General features: G+C 59.3%; 19 protein-coding genes. 12 read left to right on the forward strand and 7 right to left on the reverse strand.

Annotated features, from left to right (window positions below; genetic code table 11):
- Window positions 1-80: 80 nt before the first annotated feature.
- The 4 genes from ACGHUK_RS01530 to ACGHUK_RS01545 all read left to right on the forward strand — a co-directional run bounded on the left by ACGHUK_RS01530 (window position 81) and on the right by ACGHUK_RS01545 (window position 4,650).
- Window positions 81-1,394, forward strand: a complete 1,314-nt coding sequence (locus ACGHUK_RS01530) for an SMP-30/gluconolactonase/LRE family protein (RefSeq protein WP_330031760.1) — start codon at window positions 81-83, stop codon at window positions 1,392-1,394.
- Between the two features lie 28 nt (window positions 1,395-1,422).
- Window positions 1,423-1,983 (forward strand): TIGR01440 family protein, encoded by a 561-nt coding sequence (locus ACGHUK_RS01535; RefSeq protein ID WP_097774267.1) that lies wholly within the window; start codon window positions 1,423-1,425, stop codon window positions 1,981-1,983.
- Between the two features lie 5 nt (window positions 1,984-1,988).
- Window positions 1,989-2,708, forward strand: a complete 720-nt coding sequence (locus ACGHUK_RS01540; protein WP_097776979.1) for a YggS family pyridoxal phosphate-dependent enzyme — start codon at window positions 1,989-1,991, stop codon at window positions 2,706-2,708.
- Between the two features lie 151 nt (window positions 2,709-2,859).
- Complete coding sequence (locus tag ACGHUK_RS01545) at window positions 2,860-4,650, forward strand: ABC transporter ATP-binding protein (RefSeq protein ID WP_118527763.1); 1,791 nt, start codon at window positions 2,860-2,862, stop codon at window positions 4,648-4,650.
- Window positions 4,651-4,730: 80 nt separating this feature from the next.
- Here the strand turns inward: ACGHUK_RS01545 and ACGHUK_RS01550 are convergent, their stop codons facing one another.
- The 6 genes from ACGHUK_RS01550 to ACGHUK_RS01575 all read right to left on the reverse strand — a co-directional run bounded on the left by ACGHUK_RS01550 (window position 4,731) and on the right by ACGHUK_RS01575 (window position 8,868).
- A complete protein-coding gene (locus tag ACGHUK_RS01550) occupies window positions 4,731-5,681 on the reverse strand; it encodes an ROK family glucokinase (RefSeq protein WP_390574696.1) in 951 nt (316 codons plus the stop codon).
- Between the two features lie 148 nt (window positions 5,682-5,829).
- Complete coding sequence (locus tag ACGHUK_RS01555) at window positions 5,830-6,714, reverse strand: fumarylacetoacetate hydrolase family protein (RefSeq protein ID WP_097774273.1); 885 nt, start codon at window positions 6,712-6,714, stop codon at window positions 5,830-5,832.
- A gap of 14 nt (window positions 6,715-6,728) precedes the next feature.
- Window positions 6,729-7,280: a DJ-1 family glyoxalase III gene (locus ACGHUK_RS01560; protein ID WP_390574699.1), complete on the reverse strand. Its 552-nt coding sequence runs from the start codon at window positions 7,278-7,280 to the stop codon at window positions 6,729-6,731.
- Between the two features lie 161 nt (window positions 7,281-7,441).
- Window positions 7,442-7,741 (reverse strand): YerC/YecD family TrpR-related protein, encoded by a 300-nt coding sequence (locus ACGHUK_RS01565; protein WP_005937644.1) that lies wholly within the window; start codon window positions 7,739-7,741, stop codon window positions 7,442-7,444.
- 102 nt (window positions 7,742-7,843) lie between these two features.
- Window positions 7,844-8,338 carry a GNAT family N-acetyltransferase gene (locus tag ACGHUK_RS01570; RefSeq protein WP_097774275.1) on the reverse strand — a complete coding sequence of 165 codons (495 nt, stop codon included), beginning with the start codon at window positions 8,336-8,338 and terminating at the stop codon, window positions 7,844-7,846.
- A gap of 8 nt (window positions 8,339-8,346) precedes the next feature.
- Complete coding sequence (locus tag ACGHUK_RS01575; protein ID WP_097774276.1) at window positions 8,347-8,868, reverse strand: nitroreductase; 522 nt, start codon at window positions 8,866-8,868, stop codon at window positions 8,347-8,349.
- Window positions 8,869-9,092: 224 nt separating this feature from the next.
- On the opposite strand from ACGHUK_RS01575, the gene ACGHUK_RS01580 reads away from it, so the two are divergent.
- Both ACGHUK_RS01580 and ACGHUK_RS01585 read left to right on the forward strand, forming a co-directional pair.
- On the forward strand, window positions 9,093-9,686 hold the full coding sequence (locus ACGHUK_RS01580) for an RICIN domain-containing protein (RefSeq protein WP_097774277.1): 594 nt from the start codon (window positions 9,093-9,095) through the stop codon (window positions 9,684-9,686).
- A 162-nt stretch (window positions 9,687-9,848) separates the two neighbouring features.
- Window positions 9,849-10,358, forward strand: a complete 510-nt coding sequence (locus tag ACGHUK_RS01585; RefSeq protein WP_044953245.1) for an 8-oxo-dGTP diphosphatase — start codon at window positions 9,849-9,851, stop codon at window positions 10,356-10,358.
- Between the two features lie 173 nt (window positions 10,359-10,531).
- Here ACGHUK_RS01585 and ACGHUK_RS01590 read toward each other — a convergent pair whose 3' ends face one another.
- Complete coding sequence (locus ACGHUK_RS01590) at window positions 10,532-11,590, reverse strand: PTS transporter subunit IIC (RefSeq protein WP_005937634.1); 1,059 nt, start codon at window positions 11,588-11,590, stop codon at window positions 10,532-10,534.
- 342 nt (window positions 11,591-11,932) lie between these two features.
- Here ACGHUK_RS01590 and ACGHUK_RS01595 point away from each other — a divergent pair, with 342 nt between their 5' ends.
- The 6 genes from ACGHUK_RS01595 to ACGHUK_RS01620 all read left to right on the forward strand — a co-directional run bounded on the left by ACGHUK_RS01595 (window position 11,933) and on the right by ACGHUK_RS01620 (window position 18,763).
- Window positions 11,933-13,135, forward strand: a complete 1,203-nt coding sequence (locus tag ACGHUK_RS01595; RefSeq protein WP_390507386.1) for a GH25 family lysozyme — start codon at window positions 11,933-11,935, stop codon at window positions 13,133-13,135.
- Window positions 13,136-13,149: 14 nt separating this feature from the next.
- On the forward strand, window positions 13,150-14,007 hold the full coding sequence (locus tag ACGHUK_RS01600; protein WP_390507388.1) for a Cof-type HAD-IIB family hydrolase: 858 nt from the start codon (window positions 13,150-13,152) through the stop codon (window positions 14,005-14,007).
- Window positions 14,008-14,371: 364 nt separating this feature from the next.
- Window positions 14,372-15,094, forward strand: a complete 723-nt coding sequence (locus tag ACGHUK_RS01605) for a DUF4830 domain-containing protein (protein WP_005937622.1) — start codon at window positions 14,372-14,374, stop codon at window positions 15,092-15,094.
- Window positions 15,095-15,387: 293 nt separating this feature from the next.
- The gene (locus ACGHUK_RS01610) at window positions 15,388-15,651 is read left to right on the forward strand and encodes an HPr family phosphocarrier protein (protein WP_005937619.1); all 264 of its coding nucleotides are present in this window, start codon (window positions 15,388-15,390) and stop codon (window positions 15,649-15,651) included.
- A 106-nt stretch (window positions 15,652-15,757) separates the two neighbouring features.
- On the forward strand, window positions 15,758-17,398 hold the full coding sequence (ptsP, locus tag ACGHUK_RS01615; RefSeq protein WP_120081487.1) for a phosphoenolpyruvate--protein phosphotransferase: 1,641 nt from the start codon (window positions 15,758-15,760) through the stop codon (window positions 17,396-17,398).
- A gap of 183 nt (window positions 17,399-17,581) precedes the next feature.
- Complete coding sequence (locus ACGHUK_RS01620; protein WP_005937613.1) at window positions 17,582-18,763, forward strand: cation diffusion facilitator family transporter; 1,182 nt, start codon at window positions 17,582-17,584, stop codon at window positions 18,761-18,763.
- Window positions 18,764-18,774: the final 11 nt, after the last annotated feature.

Here is an 18,774-nt window from a genome sequence, read left to right on the forward strand (position 1 = left end):
CCGCGCCACAGATGCTATACTGAAACGATAAGGGGATATCCCCCCCCTGAAAAAGCTCTGAAGATAAAGGAAAAAGCCCTATGAGGATCGGACTTATTGAATTTCTGCTCATCCTTGCCATTGCGTCGCTCACCATCGGGCCGCAGGTGGCATTGTTCGTGGATCGCTGGATGCGCCGGGCAAACCGCGCCAATGCCCGCGCCGCCCGCCGCCGTGCCGAGTATGCGGCCCAGATGGCGGTGGAGCGGGACGCGCTGCTCAAGCGGTTCCGCACGGCCAGCACGGTGTTTGGCGTGTGCATTCTGCTGGCGCTGGTGTATGCACTGGTGTTCCGGCCCATCGATACGCCGCCACAAGGCTACACCGCGCCGGATGTCCGGCAGGACACCGGTGCAGCACAGACGGCCCTTGCCGCCGATCATAAGGGAACGCTGGATCTGGGCGAATATCAGGGTGTGGACTGCATCCGCACACAGGACGGCCTTGTGTATGCCGCAGCATACGACGGCGCAGCCTTAAAAAAGCGCACGAGCGACCTTGTACGCACCGACGGCGGACACGATGCGGCCATCCTTTCCGTGGACGGTGAGCTGACCGGTTTTGCCTTTGACGGCAGCGGGGACCTGTGGCTGAGCATCCTCACGCCCGGCGGCGGCAGCCTGTGCCGCGCCGCCCACGACAGCTGGGGCACGGCGGTGGAGCAGGTAGTGACCCAGATCGACGGTGCACCGCTGGGGGCTGTCTCAGCGGTGGAAGCCGCGCCGGACGGCAGGATCTACTTTGCTGTTGCTGCCAGTGCCAGTGCCGCGGACGGGCTGGAGAGCACTCTGCGCACCGAACTGCTGGCCCACACCGGCACGGGCTGCGTGTATGTATACGACCCGGCAGCACGCACGGTGCAGAAGGTGCTGGGCGGTGTGGCCGGTGCTTCCGGGCTGGCCCTGAGCCGGGACGGCAGCACGCTGTTCGTGGCTGACCTTGGGAACCGCTGTGTGTGGAGCGCTGCCGCCGATGCCCGCGACCTGACGGCGGGCGGTAAAAACTGCCAGAGCTTTGTTTCCGGCCTGCCGGGGTATCCCGGTGCGCTTGCTATGGATGCAGACGGCACCCTGTACATCGGCTACCGGTGGGCGCGCAGCAGCTGGCTGGAAAAGAACGCCGACAGCACCCTGCTGCGGGGCATTGCCCTGCGTGCAGGCCGGAATCTGCAGGAAAAGCTGTTCAGCCTGCCTGCCGATGCGCCCTGCGCGGAAGCTGTAGATACGGCAGACGGCAGCTGGAAGCGGACGGTCTCCAGCAAGGGTGCAGGCGGTGTGACAGCTCTGTGCCCGGTGGAGAGCAGGCTGTATCTCGGCCTTGCAGGCAGCGAAAAGGTGCGCAGTGCAAATCTTTGATCTTTGATAAAAACCGAGGTGTTTTTTTATGACAGAAGAATTCAAAAAACAAATCGAGATGCAGGCCCGGCAGGCAGTGACCGAACTGCTGGCCGAAGCAAAGCTGAAAAAGGGCGATGTGTTCGTGGTGGGCTGCTCGTCCAGCGAGATCGTGGGCGGGCACATTGGCAAGGATTCCAGTCTGGAAGCCGCGCAGGCCGTGTACGCGGGCATTGCCCCAGTGCTGGCCGAAAACGGCATCTGGCTGGCCGCGCAGTGCTGTGAGCATCTGAACCGCGCTATTATCATCGAGCGCGAAGCCGCCGAAAAATACGGCTGGGAAGAGGTGTGCGTGGTGCCGCGCCCCCACGCAGGCGGCAGCTGGGCCACTACCTGCTGGAAGAAGTTCCGGGAGCCGGTGGCCGTGGAAGAGATCCGTGCCCATGCAGGCATTGATATCGGCGGCACCCTGATCGGGATGCACCTGAAGCGGGTGGCAGTGCCGGTGCGGCTGAGCCTTTCCAAAATTGGTGAAGCGAACATCCTGTGCGCCCGCACCCGCCCGAAACTCATCGGCGGCGAACGCGCCAAGTATACCGAGGAGGACTGAGCATCATGGCAGAAAAGAATCTGGAACAGATGCAGGAGGCCGTGGCAGAGATCCGGGAAAAGATGGCAGCCGCGGCCCGTGAAGCAGGCCGCGACCCGGCAGCGGTGCAGCTGTGCGCCGCCTGCAAGACCCGCACGGCACAGACCGTGGCTGCAAGCGCAGCCCTGCCCATCGATGTGTTCGGTGAGAACCATGTGCAGGAGCTGTGCGCAAACTTTGACGCAGGTGCTTACTGCGGCAAGCCCAGCCACTTTATCGGCCATCTGCAGACGAACAAAATTAAAAAAGTGCTGGGCCGTGCCAGCCTCATCCAAAGCGTGGACAGCGAGCATCTGCTGAACGCCATCGAGAAGGAAGCAGCCAAGGCCGGCATCGTGCAGAACGTGCTGCTGGAGGTGAACATCGGCGGCGAGGAGAGCAAGACCGGCGTGGCACCGGAAGCGCTCTGGCCGCTGCTGGATGCTGCTGCCGCACAGGAGCACATCCGGGTCAAGGGGCTGATGGCCATTCCGCCCGTGAACGACGATGATGCCCGCAACCGCCGCTATCTGGCCGAGGTGTACAAGCTGTTTGTGCAGGCCGGAGAGCGCGGCTATTCCAACGTGTCCATGGAGACCCTCTCCATGGGCATGAGCGGCGACTTTGAAAACGCCATCCGGGAGGGCGCCACCCTCGTGCGCATCGGCACCGCCATCTACGGCGAGCGGGATTACAGTAAAAAGTAAGAGAACGAACCCTCTCCGTCATTGCTGCGCAATGCCACCTCCCCCGAAAGGGGGAGGTTTTGTACAGCTTCCCGAAAGATGCAAAGGCTCCCCCTCTCGGGGGAGCTGGCGAACGAAGTGAGCCTGAGAGGGTTTTACAACAGGAGGAACCATGTCAAAAACCAAAATCAACGACCCCGGGGCGCACCACGCAGGCAGCGGTGCGCTGATCCGGCGTTTTCTGCCCTATCTGGCAAAGTACAAAATGACCCTGTTTCTGGACCTGTTCTGTGCGGCGCTGACCACCCTGTGTGACATCGTGCTGCCCAAGATCATGAGCACCATCACCAACGCCGCCATGGGCGTGGGCATCACTCTGACGGCGGGCATCGTGCTGCGGCTGGCAGCACTCTATTTTGTGCTGCGCATCATCGACGGTGCAGCCAGCTATTACATGTCCAGCATCGGTCATATCATGGGCGTGCACATCGAGACGGATATGCGCCGCGATGCCTTTGACCACCTGCTCAAGCTGGACCACACCTACTACAACAACACCAAGGTAGGCACCATCATGGGCCGCATCACCAACGACCTGTTCGATGTGACCGAGTTTGCCCACCACTGCCCGGAGGAATTTTTCATTGCGGCCATCAAGATCGTGGTGTCCTTTATTATCCTGTGCCGGGCCAGTGTGCCGCTGACGCTGGCGGTGTTCGCCTGCGTGCCGCTGATGGGCGTGGTGTCCGTTTACCTGAACGGACGGCTGCGGGCGCGGTTCCGCCAGCAGCGCGTGCAGATCGGCGAGCTGAACTCCACCATCGAGGACAGCCTGCTGGGGCAGGGTGTCGTGAAGGCCTTTGCCGCCGAGGATGAGGAACGCGAGAAGTTTGCAAAGGGCAACAGGGATTTTGAGCAGATCAAGACCCTCGGCTACTACGCCATGGGTGCCTTCAACACCTCCACCCGCCTGTTCGACGGCCTGATGTATCTGGTGGTCATTCTGGCAGGCGGCCTCTCGCTGGTGTACGGCAGGATCACCGCCGGTGACATGGTGGCCTATATGCTGTACGTCACCACCCTTATTGCCACCATCCGCCGCATCGTGGAGTTTGCCGAGCAGTTCCAGCGCGGCATGACCGGCATCGAGCGCTTTGCCGAGATCATGGACACCCCTGTGACCATCGGCGACGCCCCGGATGCGGTACCGCTGCAGCCCGGCCCCGGTGACATCCGGTTTGAAAACGTCAGCTTTGAGTACCCGGATGACCACAACAAGGTGCTGCACAACGTCAGTCTGGATATCCGGCCGGGCGAACGGCTGGCGTTGGTCGGCCCTTCGGGCGGCGGCAAGACCACCCTGTGCAACCTCATCCCCCGCTTCTACGAGGTGACCAGTGGCCGCATCCTGATCGATGGGCAGGACATCCGCCATGTCACCCTGAAAAGCCTGCGGCAGGATATCGGCATCGTGCAGCAGGACGTGTATCTGTTCAGCGGCACGGTGGCCCAAAACATCGCCTACGGCAAGCCCGGCGCCACCCGCGAAGAGATCATGGAAGCGGCGCGTCTGGCCGGGGCCGAGCGGTTCATTCTGGCCCTGAAGGATGGCTTTGATACCTATGTGGGTGAGCGCGGCGTCAAGCTCTCCGGCGGGCAGAAGCAGCGCATCGCCATTGCGCGGGTGTTCCTGAAGAACCCGCCCATCCTCATTCTGGACGAGGCCACCAGCGCACTGGACAATGAGAGTGAGATCCTGGTGGGCCAGAGCCTTGAAAAGCTGGCCCATGGCCGCACCACCCTGACCATCGCCCACCGCCTGACCACCATCAAGGACTACGACCGAATCCTTGTGCTGGGCGAAGAGGGCATCGTAGAATCCGGCACCCACGACCAGCTGCTGGCAAAGCAGGGCGTCTACTACCGCCTGTGGAATCAGCTGCCGGGGGAAGATACGCTGTAAATTTTATTGAACGTACAAAGAAAAACCCGGAAACGACCGTCGTTTCCGGGTTTTTAAGTTTCTGAGAAAATACCGCTGAATTATTCGCCCACGATCAGGCGCACAGAACCATAGATACCGGCATCGTTGCCGAGGATGGCGGGCACGATGGGGGTCTCACGGCAGGACTTGAAGGCATAGACCTTGAAATGCTCCCGCAGCGGGGCAAACAGCACCTCGCCTGCGCGGGACACGCCGCCGCCGATCATGAACATTTCCGGGTCCACGGTGGCGGCAATGGTTGCCAGCGCCATGCCGAGGGTATCGGTCATCTCGTCCACCTCACGGGCGGCAAGGGCGTCGCCATTGCGGGCGGCATCAAACACGTCCTTGGCGGCAAACTCGGTGCCGCGCAGGGTGCAGGGGGTATCCGGGTTCTCGTCCAGCAGCTTCTTCATGCAGCGCACAACGCCGGTGGCACTGGAATACTGCTCCAGACATCCGTGCTTGCCGCAGCCGCAGGCAGCGGTCTCGTGGCGGTCCACGGTGATGTGGCCGATCTCGCCGCCGGCACCGTGGGTGCCATCAATGACCTTGCCGTTGACGATGACACCACCGCCCACGCCGGTGCCCAGCGTGACCATGACCGCGCTGCGACAGCCCTTGGCGGCACCCATCCAGATCTCGCCCAGAGCGGCCACGTTGGCATCGTTGCCCACCAGAACCTTGATGCCGCCCAGCATATCGCCAAGCTCTTCGGCCACATTATGCTTGCCCCAGCCGCCGAGGTTTGCACAGATGATGGGCACGATGCGGCTGTCCAACACAGGGCCGGGCACGCCCACGCCCACGCCCTCTACCTGCTCAGCGGCAAGGCCTTTTTCCTGCATCTTGCCCTGCACGGCAGCGGCCAGATTTTTCAGAATGTGCTCACCGGCGTTGGAGGTGTCGGTGGGAACTTCCCACTTTTCCAGCAGTTCGCCGGTGGTCTTGAACAGGCCGATCTTGGCGGTGGTGCCGCCCAGATCGATGCCGAATGCGTATTCTTTCATGTTTCATTTACCTCTTTTTGACGGCCAGCGGCCGCAGTATTTCGCGTGTTCCAGTATACCACACCTACCCGCAAAAGAGCAGTGCCGCTGCGGATTTTCATGCAAACAGACGGAAAACGCAGTGGATGTTTGGCACAAATGCCAGTGTTCACCGCACGGTGTTGGTCAGACTGCCAATGCCGTCGATCTCGCAGCGCACCGTGTCGCCGGGCTTCAAAAACTGCGGCGGGTCCATGCCCATGCCCACACCTGCCGGGGTGCCGGTAGCAATGATGGTGCCGGCCTTCAGGGTCATGCCCTGCGTCAGCTCGTGGATCACGTGGTCGATGTCAAAAATTTGCAGGCCGGTGTTCGAGTCCTGCCGCTTTTCGCCGTTGACAAAGCTGCGGATGCCGAGCTTGGGCGGGTAGGTGTCGAATTCGTCTGCGGTAACGATGCAGGGGCCGATGGGCGTGAAGCCGTCCAGACTTTTGCCGAAATACCACTGCTTGTGGGCGGTCTGCACATCGCGGGCGGAAACGTCGTTCAGGATGGTGTAGCCGAACACATAGTCTTTTGTCTGCCCGGCGGGCACATCCCTGGCATCTTTGCCCAGAACCACAGCCAGCTCGCATTCGTAGTCCAGCTTCTGCACAAGGTCAGTGTGAGCTTCAATAAAGCCGCCGTCCGGCACAGCGCGGGAAACGCGCTTGGAAAAATAAATGGCATCCTGATGTTTGGTTGCAAAGGCATCGGCAGAGTATTTCTCCGCTTCGTCCGAGTGGGCCATGTAGTTGATGCCAAGGCACACCACATCCTGCGCCGGGCAGGGAATAGGGCTTTGCAGCTGCACGGCATCCACGGGCAGGGCCGGGATGCCCGCAATGGCAAGCTGCAGGCCTGCCCGCACCTGCGGGGTCAGAAAGGGGATGGCATCGGACAAGGTTTCATAGGAAAGGCCCAGCCAGCTCAGCGGCCAGATCTGTGTGCCGTCCGGCGAAAGAATGGCCGGATCTTCTACGCCGTCCGGCAGGCGGCAGGTGACAAAACGCATTTCAGTTTCCTCCCTCAGTGACGGTAGGCGATGGCGTTCTGGATGCGGTCGGCCTCAGCCTGCCCGGCCAGCTGGCGCACCAGCTCCAGCGCAAAGGGGATGGCACCGCCCAGACCGTAGCTGGTGGTGATATTGCCGTCCACTACCACTTCGGTGTCCAGCACCTCGGCACCGGCCAATTTGTCTTGGAAACCGGCGTGCGCCGTGGCTTTTCTGCCCTCCAGCAGGCCGAGAGATGCCAGCACGCTGGGTGCTGCGCAGATGGCAGCTACCTTTTTGCCGCTCTTTGCAAAGGAAATGCAGGTGTCGGTAACGGTCTTGTTGGCGGCAAGGTTCGGGGTGCCGGGGATGCCGCCGGGCAGCACCACCATGTCCACATCCGAATAATCCACCTCTTCGGCCAGTGCGTCGGCGGTGATATGCACCTTGTGGCTGCTCACGATCTCGCGGCTGCCGGATGCGCTGGCCACGGTCACCTCCACCTTGGCGCGGCGCAGCAGATCGACCACCAGCAGGGCTTCACATTCCTCGGTGCCCTCGGCAAAAAATACAACAGCTTTGCTCATGAAAATCAAACCTCCCTGATCTCTGATGAAGACGGCACATCTGCGCCGCATGAGGAAAAACGATAGAAGTACCCCGCTGGCGTGGGGACTTCTGCCTTCCCGGTTGAATGATAAAAGCCGCATACCGCACGGGCGGCACGCGGCATGGTTTGTGTGGAAGTTCAGTTTTGATCGTCGGCAGCTTTTTCCGCTTCCAGCAAGGCGCGTAACACGCTGTCGTTGGCACTCAGCACCCGGCTTACCCGGCTGATGATGGCGCTGGATGCACCGGTCTTATCCATGATCTCGGTGTAGATGCGCTTGTCCACCAGCATTTCGGCAATGTTGTAGCGCTGCTCCATTGCGCTCAGCTCGGAATAGCTGCACACATCCTGTAAAAAACGGTAGCACTGTTCCGGGGTCTTGAGCTGCAAAAATGCCTGATACAGACCGGACTGGCCGGTAGGATGATCTTTTGCCATGTTGTTCTCCTTTTTTGCAGATGCCGCCCACAGGCAGACACTTTATTACACTACACCAGTGTAGTACAAACGGGGAGAAATTTCAATAGCATTTGCGGCTTTTTAGCCCAGCGTGTGCTCAAATACCACTTCGTCCCGGGGGACGGTGCCGTTTTCCTGCTCGGCGGGCTTTAAATTGCGGTAGCGCAGGGCCTTGAAGAACTGCTGCACCGGCAGGGCCTTGGCGTGCACGGTGCACCACACACGGCCCTTGCCCTCGCCGCGGGCCAGCCGCTCGCAGGAGAGCACGATGTCCCGGCCCAGTGCCTTGCCGCGGTATTCGGGCCTGAGGTACAGGTGCATCAGATGCAGGGCGGTGTTCTCCATCTTCCACGCAAAGTAGCCGATGGTTTTGCCGCCCAGAACGACCAGAAAATAGTTCACATCGTTGTCGATGTCTGCTTCGATGGCGTCTGCGCTCTGCAGCTCTTCCACAAGGGTGTCCAGCTGCTTTGCGGGATAGTAGCGCTTGTACACCTCGTGCCAGAGCTCACTGGCAAGGTCGGCGGTGGCGTGGATGTATTTGGCCTTGGCGACCAGCTTGTAATCAGGCTTCATAGTTCTCCTTATACTTTTACGATATAATCCGGCTTGCGGGGGGCGGCGGGCTTGGGGTCTGCAGCAGGATAGCCCAGAATGCAGTGGCCGACGCCGACCCAATCGCCCTCGATGCCCCACTGCCGGAGCAGGGCCTTGCCCTCGTCGGATTCAAACTCTTCCTTTGCGCGGTTGATCCAGCAGCTGCCCAGCCCCAGCGAGGCCGCGGCCAGCATCAGATTGCCCATGACAAGGCTGCCGTCCTGCACGGCATTTTTGGAACCGGCATCGGCCAGCACTACCAGAATGGTAGGAGCGCCGTACATAGGGTCGGTGTCCTTGCCCATGACAGCGGCGTTCATGCGGGTGAGCTGGGCGCGGGTGGCAGCGTCCTGCACCACCACGATCTTTGCGCTCTGGCGGCCCATGGCGCTGGCAGCGTAGGTGCCGGCTTCCAGCACGGCATTCAGCTCTTCGTCGGTGATCTGCTCCGGCTTATAGGCACGGCAGCTGCGGCGGCTTTTAATGGTTTCCAAGGTTTCGTTGGTCATTCCAAATCCCTCCCTAAAAGCGTGTGCCTTTATTGTATCACAAGACAGGCCGGAGTGTAAAGAAATTCCCTGCAGAGACGGTTTTGTTGCGCGTAAACGTTATCGTTGTGGGAATCATGTCAAAATGCACAATAAAACGTAAAAAGATTATGGAAAAGCATTCTTGCTGCCAAAGGACAAATACGCTATAATAGGGCTACCAAACTGGAAAGGAGTCGTGCTCTATGGCAAAGGCATCGCAGGCAGTCATTCTGGAAAATGAATTTTATATCATCAAAGCCCCCAATGGAAAGGTACTGGAAGTAAAGAACTTCAACACCGAGAACGGCGCGGCCATCCAGCTGTGGAGCTATGCAGGCCATCCGTGGCAGCAGTGGCAGTTCGTGGATGCAGGCGAGGGCCGCTGGCGCATCTGCAACCGCTTTACCGGCAAGATGATGGATCTGGCCCTTGGCGGTGTGGTGGAGGGCACATGGCTGCACCAGTGGGACCGTACCAGCGGGCTGAGTCAGTGCTGGGCGCTGGAGCCCACCCGCAGCGGGCGCACCCGCATCCGCAATGTGCTGGCGGATAAATACATTGACCTTGTGGGCATGAACACCGCCAACGGTGCACAGGCCCAGATCTGGAACTTTGTAGCAGGCGGCAATCAGGAGTGGACGCTGGAACGCATCGATCCGGACACCGCCCAGAGCGGCCGCCGCGCCGAGGAGGCCAAAGACCCGCAGCCCACGCCCAGCCAGCGCAAGCATCAGAACGACCTTGTGCGCAAGCTGAACAATGCGGGCAAGGGAAGAGCAAGCCGGAAGGGGCAATGATTTTAAATTGCCGCCGCGTTGCTCTGGCATATTCAGAGGAAAAAGTTATTTTTGGTTTGCACCCCGGCAAAGCCTGCGGGCTTTGCCGGGGTGTTTTTTCACGGGAGGGGCCGCAGCGAAAAACGGCATTTTCCACAAAAACAAGATCAGAAGGAGAACGCAATGAATCTAGGAGCCTTCATGAACCCCGAATTTCCCATTTTCAGCACCACGCTGTGCTATCTGGAACGGGACGATGCCTACCTGATGCTGCACCGCATCAAAAAGCAGGACGACTACAACCACGACAAATGGATCGGTGTAGGCGGAAAGTTTGAGCGGTTTGAAAGCCCGGAGGACTGTCTGCTGCGGGAAGTGAAGGAGGAGACCGGCCTGACGCTGAAGCGCTTCCGCGCCCGGGGTCTGCTGACCTTTATTTGGGGCAACATGACCGAGTTCATCCACCTGTACACCGCTGATGAATGGACGGGCGAGATGGTGCAGGGCGATGCCTGCAGGGAAGGCGTGCTGGAATGGGTGCCGAAGGATAAGGCGGCTGAACTGCCCATCTGGGAGGGCGACAAAATCTTCTTCCGGCTGCTGAATGAGGAACGGCCTTATTTCTCCCTCAAGCTGGTGTATGAAGGCGACACCCTCACGCAGGCAGTGCTGGACGGGAAACGAATCGTTTGAGCTCCATCTGCTGTGCGACAGCTGCAGGTTGACGGTAGCAAAAGGCTGTTCACCGCCCGGCTCCTTATCGTGAAAAGGCAACGCCGGAATGACCGCAGTCATTCCGGCGTTGCTATATATAAAAATATTTTTCCGCTGATATTGTCAGAGCGAAGCGGAGACAATTCTAAAAGTTAGTTCAGCTTCAGATCGCCCTCTTTGATCCAGCCCAGCTTGCGCTCGATCTCGCAGAAGATCACACTCAGCACGGCGGGCAGAACAAAGCACAGCAGCACCATGGCAGCCCAGTCCATCGGGGTGATGGCGGCTTTGGTACCGGCGGCAATGTCGCTGACCCAGCCGGTGTACACGCCGATCTGGCCCACCAGACCGCAGGTGCCCATGCCGGAAGAGACAGCGGCACCGTTCATCTCAAAGTGGAACACGCAGGTGGCCAGCGGGCCGGTGATGGCACTGGCCAGTGTGGGCGCGATCCAGATACGGGGGTTCTTGACGATGTTGCCCATCTGCAGCATGCTGGTGCCAAGGCCCTGACTGACCAGACCGCCCACGCCGTTCTCCTTGTAGCTCATCACGGCAAAGCCGATCATCTGGGCGCAGCAGCCTGCCACGGCGGCACCGCCGGCAAGGCCGGTCAGACCCAGCGCGGCGCAGATGGCGGCAGAGGAAATGGGCAGGGTCAGCGCCACGCCCACAATGACGGATACCAGAATGCCCATGACCAGCGGAGCCTGTTCGGTGGCCCACATGATCAGGGTGCCCACCTGACTTGCGGCAGCGCCAATGGGTGCGGCGATCAGCATGGAAAGGCCCACGCCGGAAAAAATGGTCACCAGCGGGGTCACGAGGATGTCCACGCGGGTCTCCTTGCTCACGGCCTTGCCCAGTTCGGAAGCCACGATGGCAATGATGAGCACGGCCAGCGGGCCGCCTGCGCCGCCCAGAGCATTGGCCGAGTAGCCTACGGTGATCAGGCTGAACAGAACCAGCGGCGGGCAGTGCAGTGCCCAGCCAATGGCGCAGGCCATGGCCGGGCCGCTCATGGCCGTGGCGTAACCGCCAAGGTCTACCAGCACGTCAAGGCCGGTCTGCTGGCCCAGCGTCTTGATGATGGTGCCGATCAGCAGGCTGGCAAACAGGCCCTGCGCCATGGCACCCAGCGCTTCAATGAGATAGCGCTGCGGGGTGATGACGATATCCTTGCGTTTTAAGAAATCTTTCACATTTGACATGAGAAACTGCCTTTCTGTTTCAAGATGGTGGATTCAATGCAAAAACTGCATGTCAAGTATAATACCATACACATGTCAAGACAACAAGACAAAATGCTGTTTTTGCTGGAAATATCTGCAATTTTTGGCTTTGTGCAATGTTTTTGCGGGCTGAGACGTATCTATTTTGGAGCATTTTCTGATACCGGGGCGGCAGCTTTTCGGAGCTGCGCTTTGCAGTGTGCGGCAATTGACGGGGGCTTGCCCGCGGGTGTATACTGAAAGAGTATTGAGAAGATGAAACGCTGCCCTTTTTGCGAAGGGCGGCATCCCGATAAAAATGCATGAGGTTTGGAGCACAGCATGAAAAAAACGTTCTGGAATAAACTGACTGCCCGCGGCACCCGCGGCAAAACGCGGTGTGCAGCGGCAGTTCTGGCATTGGCAATGACCTTTTCAATGGGCGCACCGCTGGCACTGGCTGCACAGCCGGAAGAAAGTACCGCGGCAGTGACCGAGACTGTTTCTGCACAGCAGGAAACGGCAATGCCCACCCTGCAGACGGAGACCCCGGAGCTTGCTGCACAGGACCCGGAAGCACCGCCTGTACAGGCCACTGAAGCGGAGGAGAACAGCACGAACCAGCACACGCCGGAAAACAGCGTGGTGCTGACACCGGAAGAGATCCGTGCCGCGCTGGATGCCGGTGCCATGGATGCCGCCGAGGCCCAGTGCATCGACCTGAGCGATGAGAACGGCTTTTTCAGCTGGCTGCTCAATTTCCTGTTCGGCTGGCTGGGCAAAGACGAGTCCCAGCCGGAGCCAGCCTACTCCGGCTGGCGCACCTCCGGCGGCAAGACCTACTACTACAGCCAGACCACCAACAAGCCGGTGACCGGCATCCAGTGCATCGACAATAAACTCTATTACTTCAATGCGGACGGTGTGCTGGAAAATGGCAAGACCTTTGGTGTGGATGTTTCCAAGTATCAGAAGAACATCGACTGGAACCAGATCAAAAAGGCAGGCGTGAGCTTTGTGATCGTCCGCATCGGCTACCGCGGCTATGGTGCTTCCGGCACGCTGGTGCTGGACCCCATGTTCGAGGAGCATTTCACCAATGTGAAGAATGCGGGCCTGAAGGTGGGTGTGTATTTCTTCAGTCAGGCCACCACCGAGGAGGAAGCCAAGGAGGAAGCCTTTGCCTGCGCCTACGTACTGAACGGACGCAAGCTGGATTACCCCATCTTCTTTGACACCGAAGCATCCGGCGCTTCCAATGGTTCCGGCCGTGCCGACGGTCTGGGTATGGAGGACCGCACCAAGTGCGCCATCGCCTTCTGTGAGGAGGTCAAGGCACAGGGCTACAAACCCGGTGTGTATGCTTCTACCCTGTGGTACCGCAAGCGTGTCAATCTGAACAGCCTGAAAAAATATACCATCTGGAACGCGCATTATGGTGTTGCCAGCAGCCCCATCGACTGCGCCCTGTGGCAGGGCACCTGCACGGCACGCCTGCCCGGCTATAAGGGCGATATGGACGTGAACATCAGCTACATCGGATAAGTGAGGAAACTGCAATGGACCGCATTCGCCTGATCGCATCGGACATGGACGCGACCCTTCTGGACGAGTACAGCCAGCTGCCGCCAAAGTTTACCGAGACCATCTGTGCACTGGCCGGGCAGGGCATCTTGTTTGCCGCCGCCAGCGGGCGGCCTCTGTACACACTGGAAACGATGTTCCCCGATCTGCTGGAGGAGATCATTCTCATTGGCGACAACGGCGGCGCTGCCCGCTGGAAGGGGAAAGACCTGTTTGTGTCCGAAATGCCTGCCGAGGGCTGGCGGCAGCTGGCCCGCAGCACAAAGCAGGCCGGAGACGTGGGCCTTTTGTGCGGACTGCAGGCGGCCTACGCGGAAAAGCAGGACGAGAAATACGATAAAGTTTTCAAGAATTTTTATACCCGGGTGGAATACGTGGATGACCTGACTGCGGTGGAAGCGGCGGCGGATAAGTTTACCGTCTACCTGGCCAACGACGACTCACAGAAAGCCTTCGACCGGATCTACGGCGCATTCCACACCGGAAATGGCGGTGCATTCTCGGTGGCAGTGGCAGGCAGAAACTGGGTGGACGTGATGAACCCAGGTGTGCACAAGGGTGCAGCACTGGCAAAGGTGGGTGCACTGCTGGGCATTCCGGCCGACAGCATGATGGCCTTTGGCGACACCTACAACGATGCCGAGATGCTCACCACCGCGAAGTACGGCTTTTTGATGGAGAACGGCAGCGGACCGCTGCGGGCGCAGGTGCCGTTTCTGGCACCGTCCCACCGGGAATACGGCGTGATGCAGGTGCTGAAACAGGTGCTCCGCCAGAACGGCGAAGTCTCGCCGGAGGATTTTGTGAAAGCGCACGGAGACGTGACGATTTAGAATTGTCTCCGCTTCACTCTAACAATAATAGAGGAAATAATTATTTTTAGTATTGCAAATCAGCCAGACCTGCGGGTCTGGCTGATTTGCTTTTTCACGGGAAGGGGACGTAACGGGTAGCGGTATTTTGCTGCTGTCGGTTTGCAGCCGTCGTGCAGCAGAAAAAATGCATTTTCCGGCAGCGACTCTTTTTGTAAAAATGCGTTTGGAGCGGCCCGCAGGCCACTCCAAACGCGAAAACAAAATAATATTTCCGCTGAATATGCCCAGAGTGAAACGGCGGGCATTTTAAATCGTCATAACCTGCCCGAACTCTGAATAAATTGTTCTCAGAGCAATAAACAGGCTGGGGAGGCATGGGGATATGTTTGTAGTCACGTTAAGCAAAACGAGCCTGAAAAAACTGGGTCTGGGTGCCATGTGCTGCGCACTGGTGGTGGGCAGTGCTCTGCTGGGCCGGTTCATCAGCAACCGCACCGTTGCGGTCTCGGCGGCGGTGAACAAAATTGAGAGTGCACAGGACATCCAGACATGGTTCACCGGCTACGGTCTGGATGTGGACGGCGCATCCATCACGGCAGACAAGGTCAAGATCCCCCGCAAGTGGGATGACAGCTTTTCGGCCTTCAACGGGGTGGTGCAGCAGAGCGGCATGGACCTTGCACGCTACAAGGGAAAGACCGTGGAAAAATGGACGGCGCTGATCCCGGCGGCAAGCAGCGGCGAAACCAGCCGCTACGGCGTGCTGTTGGTGTACCGCAAAAAGGCCGTGGGAGCTTACCTGCTGGAACGGCCCTCCGGCGTTGTGGTGGGCCTGAAAGACATGCAGGCCGCCATGGCGGAAGCTGAGGCAAAGCAGACTTCCGGCGAGGACTACGAGGGAGACTGGGGTGAGCGCCACGACGAAGAACTGACCGGCAGCGAACCGGCACAGCAGACCTCCGGCGAGGACTACAGCGGCGATTGGGGCGAACGCCATGACGAGGAATTGACCGCCCAGCAGACCTCCGGTGAGCCGGATGCCGTGCCGCAGGCTGTGCCTTATACGGAACTGCCGCTGGATGCCGAGGGATATCCGGTGGAATAAGCACCGGAACGACCTGCCAAAGCCGGAAACGACCGGGAACAGCTTCGGGTTTTGATGCAAAACCAGGTCGCAATTTGCCTAAAATTTGCGCACAAGCAGAAGAAAAAGTGAAATGCGTGCATTTTTGTCACATTTGTATGTTCAATTGTACCAAAATTTTGCATAAAAAATTAGCAATATGAAATGGTGAAAAATTACCGGCAAGGGTTTATAATAGATGTATCAACCGTGCCGCGGCTCGGCCGCGTCTGGTGCAAGTGCAGAAGCGCCGCACGGGATCAAGTAAGGAGAAAATGATTATGAAGGAATTCCAGTATACCGTTAAGGATGCATGCGGCATCCACGCTCGTCCCGCCGGCCTGCTCGTCAAGACCGTCAAGGGCTTTGCCAGCAGCGCTACCCTGGAAAAGGACGGCAAGAGCTGCGATATGCGCAAGCTGATGGCTCTGATGGGCATGGGTGTAAAGCAGGGTGAGACCGTTACCGTCAAGGTCGAGGGCGACGACGAGGAAGCTGCTGCAGCAGCCATCCAGAAGTTCCTGACCGAGAACGTCTGATTCCGCAGTTAAGATGAGGAAGGCCCTCGCGGGTGAGCTGCGGGGGCTTTTTTTGGACTGTCGGAGCAGTGCGGCCCCGGCACAGATGAAGAAGGAGTAGTGTGCAATGCAGGTAGGCACCGGTAAGAGCGTCCTGAATGGCATCGCCATCGGCAAGCTCAAGATCTACAAGAAAAAGGATACTGCCATTTCTGCCGCAGAGGTAGCGGATACCGCAGCGGAAGTGGCGCGTTTTGAAGAAGCGCAGCAGAAGGCCATTGAGCAGCAGACTGCGCTGTATGAAAAGGCACTGGCAGAGGCTGGCGAGGACATCGCCGAGGTGTTCAACATCCACGCCATGATGTTGGAAGACGACGACTTTGTGGATGCCATCAAGGAGATCATCAACAGCCAGAAAAAGTGTGCCGAGTACGCCGTCAAGACGGCAGGCAACAATCAGGCTGCGGTGTTCGCCGCCATGGATGACCCGTATCTGCAGGCCCGCAGTGCAGATGTCATCGATATCGCACAGGCCATTCTGGACATCCTGCAGGGGGTGGACAACGCCAGCCTGCAGGGCACCGAGCCCAGCATTCTGGTCGCGGAGGATCTGGCCCCGTCTGAGACCGTCCGCATGGATAAGAGCCTGCTGCTGGGCTTTATCACCCGTGAGGGCAGCTCCAACAGCCACACCGCCATTCTGGCCCGCAGCATGAACATCCCTGCCCTGATCCAGTGCAAGGATATTCAGGACGACTGGGACGGCAAGATGGCGGTCATCGATGGCTACAATGCCTGCGTTTACGTTGAACCCACCCCCGACCTGCTCAAGAGCCTGAAGAAGCGCCAGCAGGAAGATCAGAAGAAGCAGGCCCTGCTGCAGGAGCTGAAGGGCAAGCCCAACACCACGCTGGACGGCAAGACCATCAATGTCTTTGCCAACATCGGCGGCATGAGCGATGTGGGTGCTGTGCAGCAGAACGATGCCGGCGGCGTAGGCCTGTTCCGCACTGAGTTCGTCTACCTGAACTGCAAGGACTTCCCCACCGAGGACTACCAGTTCGAGGCCTACAAGCAGGTGGTGGAGAGTCTGGCTCCCCGCAAGGTGGTCGTCCGTACCTGTGACATCGGTGCCGATAAGACCGTCGATTACATGAAGCTGGATCACGAGGAGAACCCCGCTCTGGGCTACCGCGCCATCCGCATCTGTCTGACCCGCAGGGACTTCTTCAAGACCCAGCTGCGCGCTCTGCTGCGTGCTTCTGCCTACGGCAACATGAGCATCATGTTCCCCATGATCACCAGCCTGCGGGAGCTGCAGGATGCCAAGGCTGTTCTGGAAGAGTGCCGTGCAGAACTGACCGCCGAGGGCGTGAAGATGGGCCAGAACATCGAGGTAGGCACCATGATCGAGACCCCCGCCGCTGTGCTGATTGCGGACGAGCTGGCTGCCGAGTGCGACTTCTTCTCCATCGGCACCAACGACCTGACCCAGTACACCTGTGCGCTGGACCGCCAGAATGCAAAGCTGGAGCCGTTCTTCAACCCGCACCATCCCGCTGTGCTGCGCGCCATCAAGATGACCATTGAGGCGGGCCACCGCCACGGCATCTGGGTGGGCATCTGCGGTGAGCTGGGTGCCGACACCGCCCTGACCGAGACCTTCCTGCGCATGGGCGTGGACGAGCTGTCCATGAATGCCAAGAGCATCCTGCCGGTGCGCAAGATCATCCGCAGCGTGGACCTGAGCAAGCCTTCTGAGAAGTAATTCATCCGAGAATCCCGGTTTACCGTTCCCATAAAGCTCCCCGGCAGGGCATCCCGCTCTGCCGGGGTCTTTCTATACCGGGCAAAAGTTTTCGGAAAATACTTTAAAACGATAAAGCGAAATGCTATACTATAAGCTATAACAGGGTATGCAGGTGTCCAGCGCTGCCCATGGAGGACCGTTATGACTCAGTTTTTGATACGTCTTTTCATCCGCCAGCCCGACCATGCGCAGGACCCTAAGGTGCGCGCCGCCTACGGCAACCTTGCCTGCTGGGTGGGCGTGGCATGCAACCTGCTGCTGTGTCTGGGCAAGCTGACCGTGGGCACTCTGTTCGGCTCCATTGCCATCATGGCAGATGCCCTGAACAACCTGTCGGATGCCTCGTCCAACGTGGTCAGTCTGGTGGGCTTCAAGCTGGCCGGCAAGGCCCCGGACGCAGAGCATCCCTTCGGCCATGCCCGGTATGAATATCTGGCGGGGCTGGTAGTCAGCGTGACCATTCTCGGCATCGGCTTTTCGCTGCTGAAGGAATCTGTGGTCAAGGTGCTGCACCCCACCCCGGTGATGTTCAGCTGGCTGACGGTGGCCGTGCTGATCGCATCCATCCTCGTCAAGCTGTGGATGAGCGGCTTCAACCGCACCATCGGGCGCATCATCGGCTCCGAAACCCTCATTGCCACTGCTGCGGACAGCCGCAACGATGTGCTGAGCACCAGCGCGGTGCTCATTGCAGCGGTGCTGTGCCGCGTGACCGGCTGGGACGTGCTGGATGGCCTGATGGGTGTAGGCGTGGCGGCGTTCATCCTGATCTCCGGCTGGGGCCTTGTGATGGATACGCTCAGCCCGCTGCTGGGCGAAAGCCCCAGCGAGGATCTGGTGGACCACATCGAGCAGAAGGTGCTCTCCTATCCCGGCGTGCTGGGAATGCACGATTTGATGGTGCACGACTACGGCCCGGGACACCAGTTCGCCTCCCTGCATGTGGAACTGCCTGCCGAGCAGGACCCGCTGGAGGCACACGACCTGATCGACAACATTGAACGGGATTTTCTAAAGAATGACCGGCTTTTGGTTACCATCCACTACGACCCCATCGTTACCTCGGATGCTGCCGTGGGCGTGCTGCGCGCCCGCCTGACCGAAAAGCTGCGCCAGCTCGACCCGGCCCTTTCGCTGCACGATCTGCGCATCGTGCCGGGCAGGACCCACACCAACGTGCTGTTCGATCTGGTGCTGCCGGCAGGCTATGCAGGGGATAAAGTAGAGCTGCTGGAACAGCTGGAACAGTTCATCAAGGAACAGGATACAGCCTACAGCTGCATCATCAAGGTGGAGCAGAGCTATACGGCTGCCCACAAATAAACTCTCGGGGG

Origin of the sequence: Faecalibacterium sp. i25-0019-C1 (assembly GCF_042854225.1) — a bacterium.
Taxonomy (GTDB): domain Bacteria; phylum Bacillota; class Clostridia; order Oscillospirales; family Ruminococcaceae; genus Faecalibacterium; species Faecalibacterium taiwanense.

Excerpts from the sequence above, each read along its gene's own strand:
- ACGHUK_RS01530 (WP_330031760.1), top strand. The coding sequence starts at position 81 with ATGAGGATCGGACTTATTGAATTTCTGCTCATCCTTGCCATTGCGTCG.
- ACGHUK_RS01535 (WP_097774267.1), top strand. The coding sequence starts at position 1,423 with ATGACAGAAGAATTCAAAAAACAAATCGAGATGCAGGCCCGGCAGGCA.
- ACGHUK_RS01540 (WP_097776979.1), top strand. The coding sequence starts at position 1,989 with ATGGCAGAAAAGAATCTGGAACAGATGCAGGAGGCCGTGGCAGAGATC.
- ACGHUK_RS01545 (WP_118527763.1), top strand. The coding sequence starts at position 2,860 with ATGTCAAAAACCAAAATCAACGACCCCGGGGCGCACCACGCAGGCAGC.
- ACGHUK_RS01550 (WP_390574696.1), bottom strand. The coding sequence starts at position 5,681 with ATGAAAGAATACGCATTCGGCATCGATCTGGGCGGCACCACCGCCAAG.
- ACGHUK_RS01555 (WP_097774273.1), bottom strand. The coding sequence starts at position 6,714 with ATGCGTTTTGTCACCTGCCGCCTGCCGGACGGCGTAGAAGATCCGGCC.
- ACGHUK_RS01560 (WP_390574699.1), bottom strand. The coding sequence starts at position 7,280 with ATGAGCAAAGCTGTTGTATTTTTTGCCGAGGGCACCGAGGAATGTGAA.
- ACGHUK_RS01565 (WP_005937644.1), bottom strand. The coding sequence starts at position 7,741 with ATGGCAAAAGATCATCCTACCGGCCAGTCCGGTCTGTATCAGGCATTT.
- ACGHUK_RS01570 (WP_097774275.1), bottom strand. The coding sequence starts at position 8,338 with ATGAAGCCTGATTACAAGCTGGTCGCCAAGGCCAAATACATCCACGCC.
- ACGHUK_RS01575 (WP_097774276.1), bottom strand. The coding sequence starts at position 8,868 with ATGACCAACGAAACCTTGGAAACCATTAAAAGCCGCCGCAGCTGCCGT.
- ACGHUK_RS01580 (WP_097774277.1), top strand. The coding sequence starts at position 9,093 with ATGGCAAAGGCATCGCAGGCAGTCATTCTGGAAAATGAATTTTATATC.
- ACGHUK_RS01585 (WP_044953245.1), top strand. The coding sequence starts at position 9,849 with ATGAATCTAGGAGCCTTCATGAACCCCGAATTTCCCATTTTCAGCACC.
- ACGHUK_RS01590 (WP_005937634.1), bottom strand. The coding sequence starts at position 11,590 with ATGTCAAATGTGAAAGATTTCTTAAAACGCAAGGATATCGTCATCACC.
- ACGHUK_RS01595 (WP_390507386.1), top strand. The coding sequence starts at position 11,933 with ATGAAAAAAACGTTCTGGAATAAACTGACTGCCCGCGGCACCCGCGGC.
- ACGHUK_RS01600 (WP_390507388.1), top strand. The coding sequence starts at position 13,150 with ATGGACCGCATTCGCCTGATCGCATCGGACATGGACGCGACCCTTCTG.
- ACGHUK_RS01605 (WP_005937622.1), top strand. The coding sequence starts at position 14,372 with ATGTTTGTAGTCACGTTAAGCAAAACGAGCCTGAAAAAACTGGGTCTG.
- ACGHUK_RS01610 (WP_005937619.1), top strand. The coding sequence starts at position 15,388 with ATGATTATGAAGGAATTCCAGTATACCGTTAAGGATGCATGCGGCATC.
- ptsP (WP_120081487.1), top strand. The coding sequence starts at position 15,758 with ATGCAGGTAGGCACCGGTAAGAGCGTCCTGAATGGCATCGCCATCGGC.
- ACGHUK_RS01620 (WP_005937613.1), top strand. The coding sequence starts at position 17,582 with ATGACTCAGTTTTTGATACGTCTTTTCATCCGCCAGCCCGACCATGCG.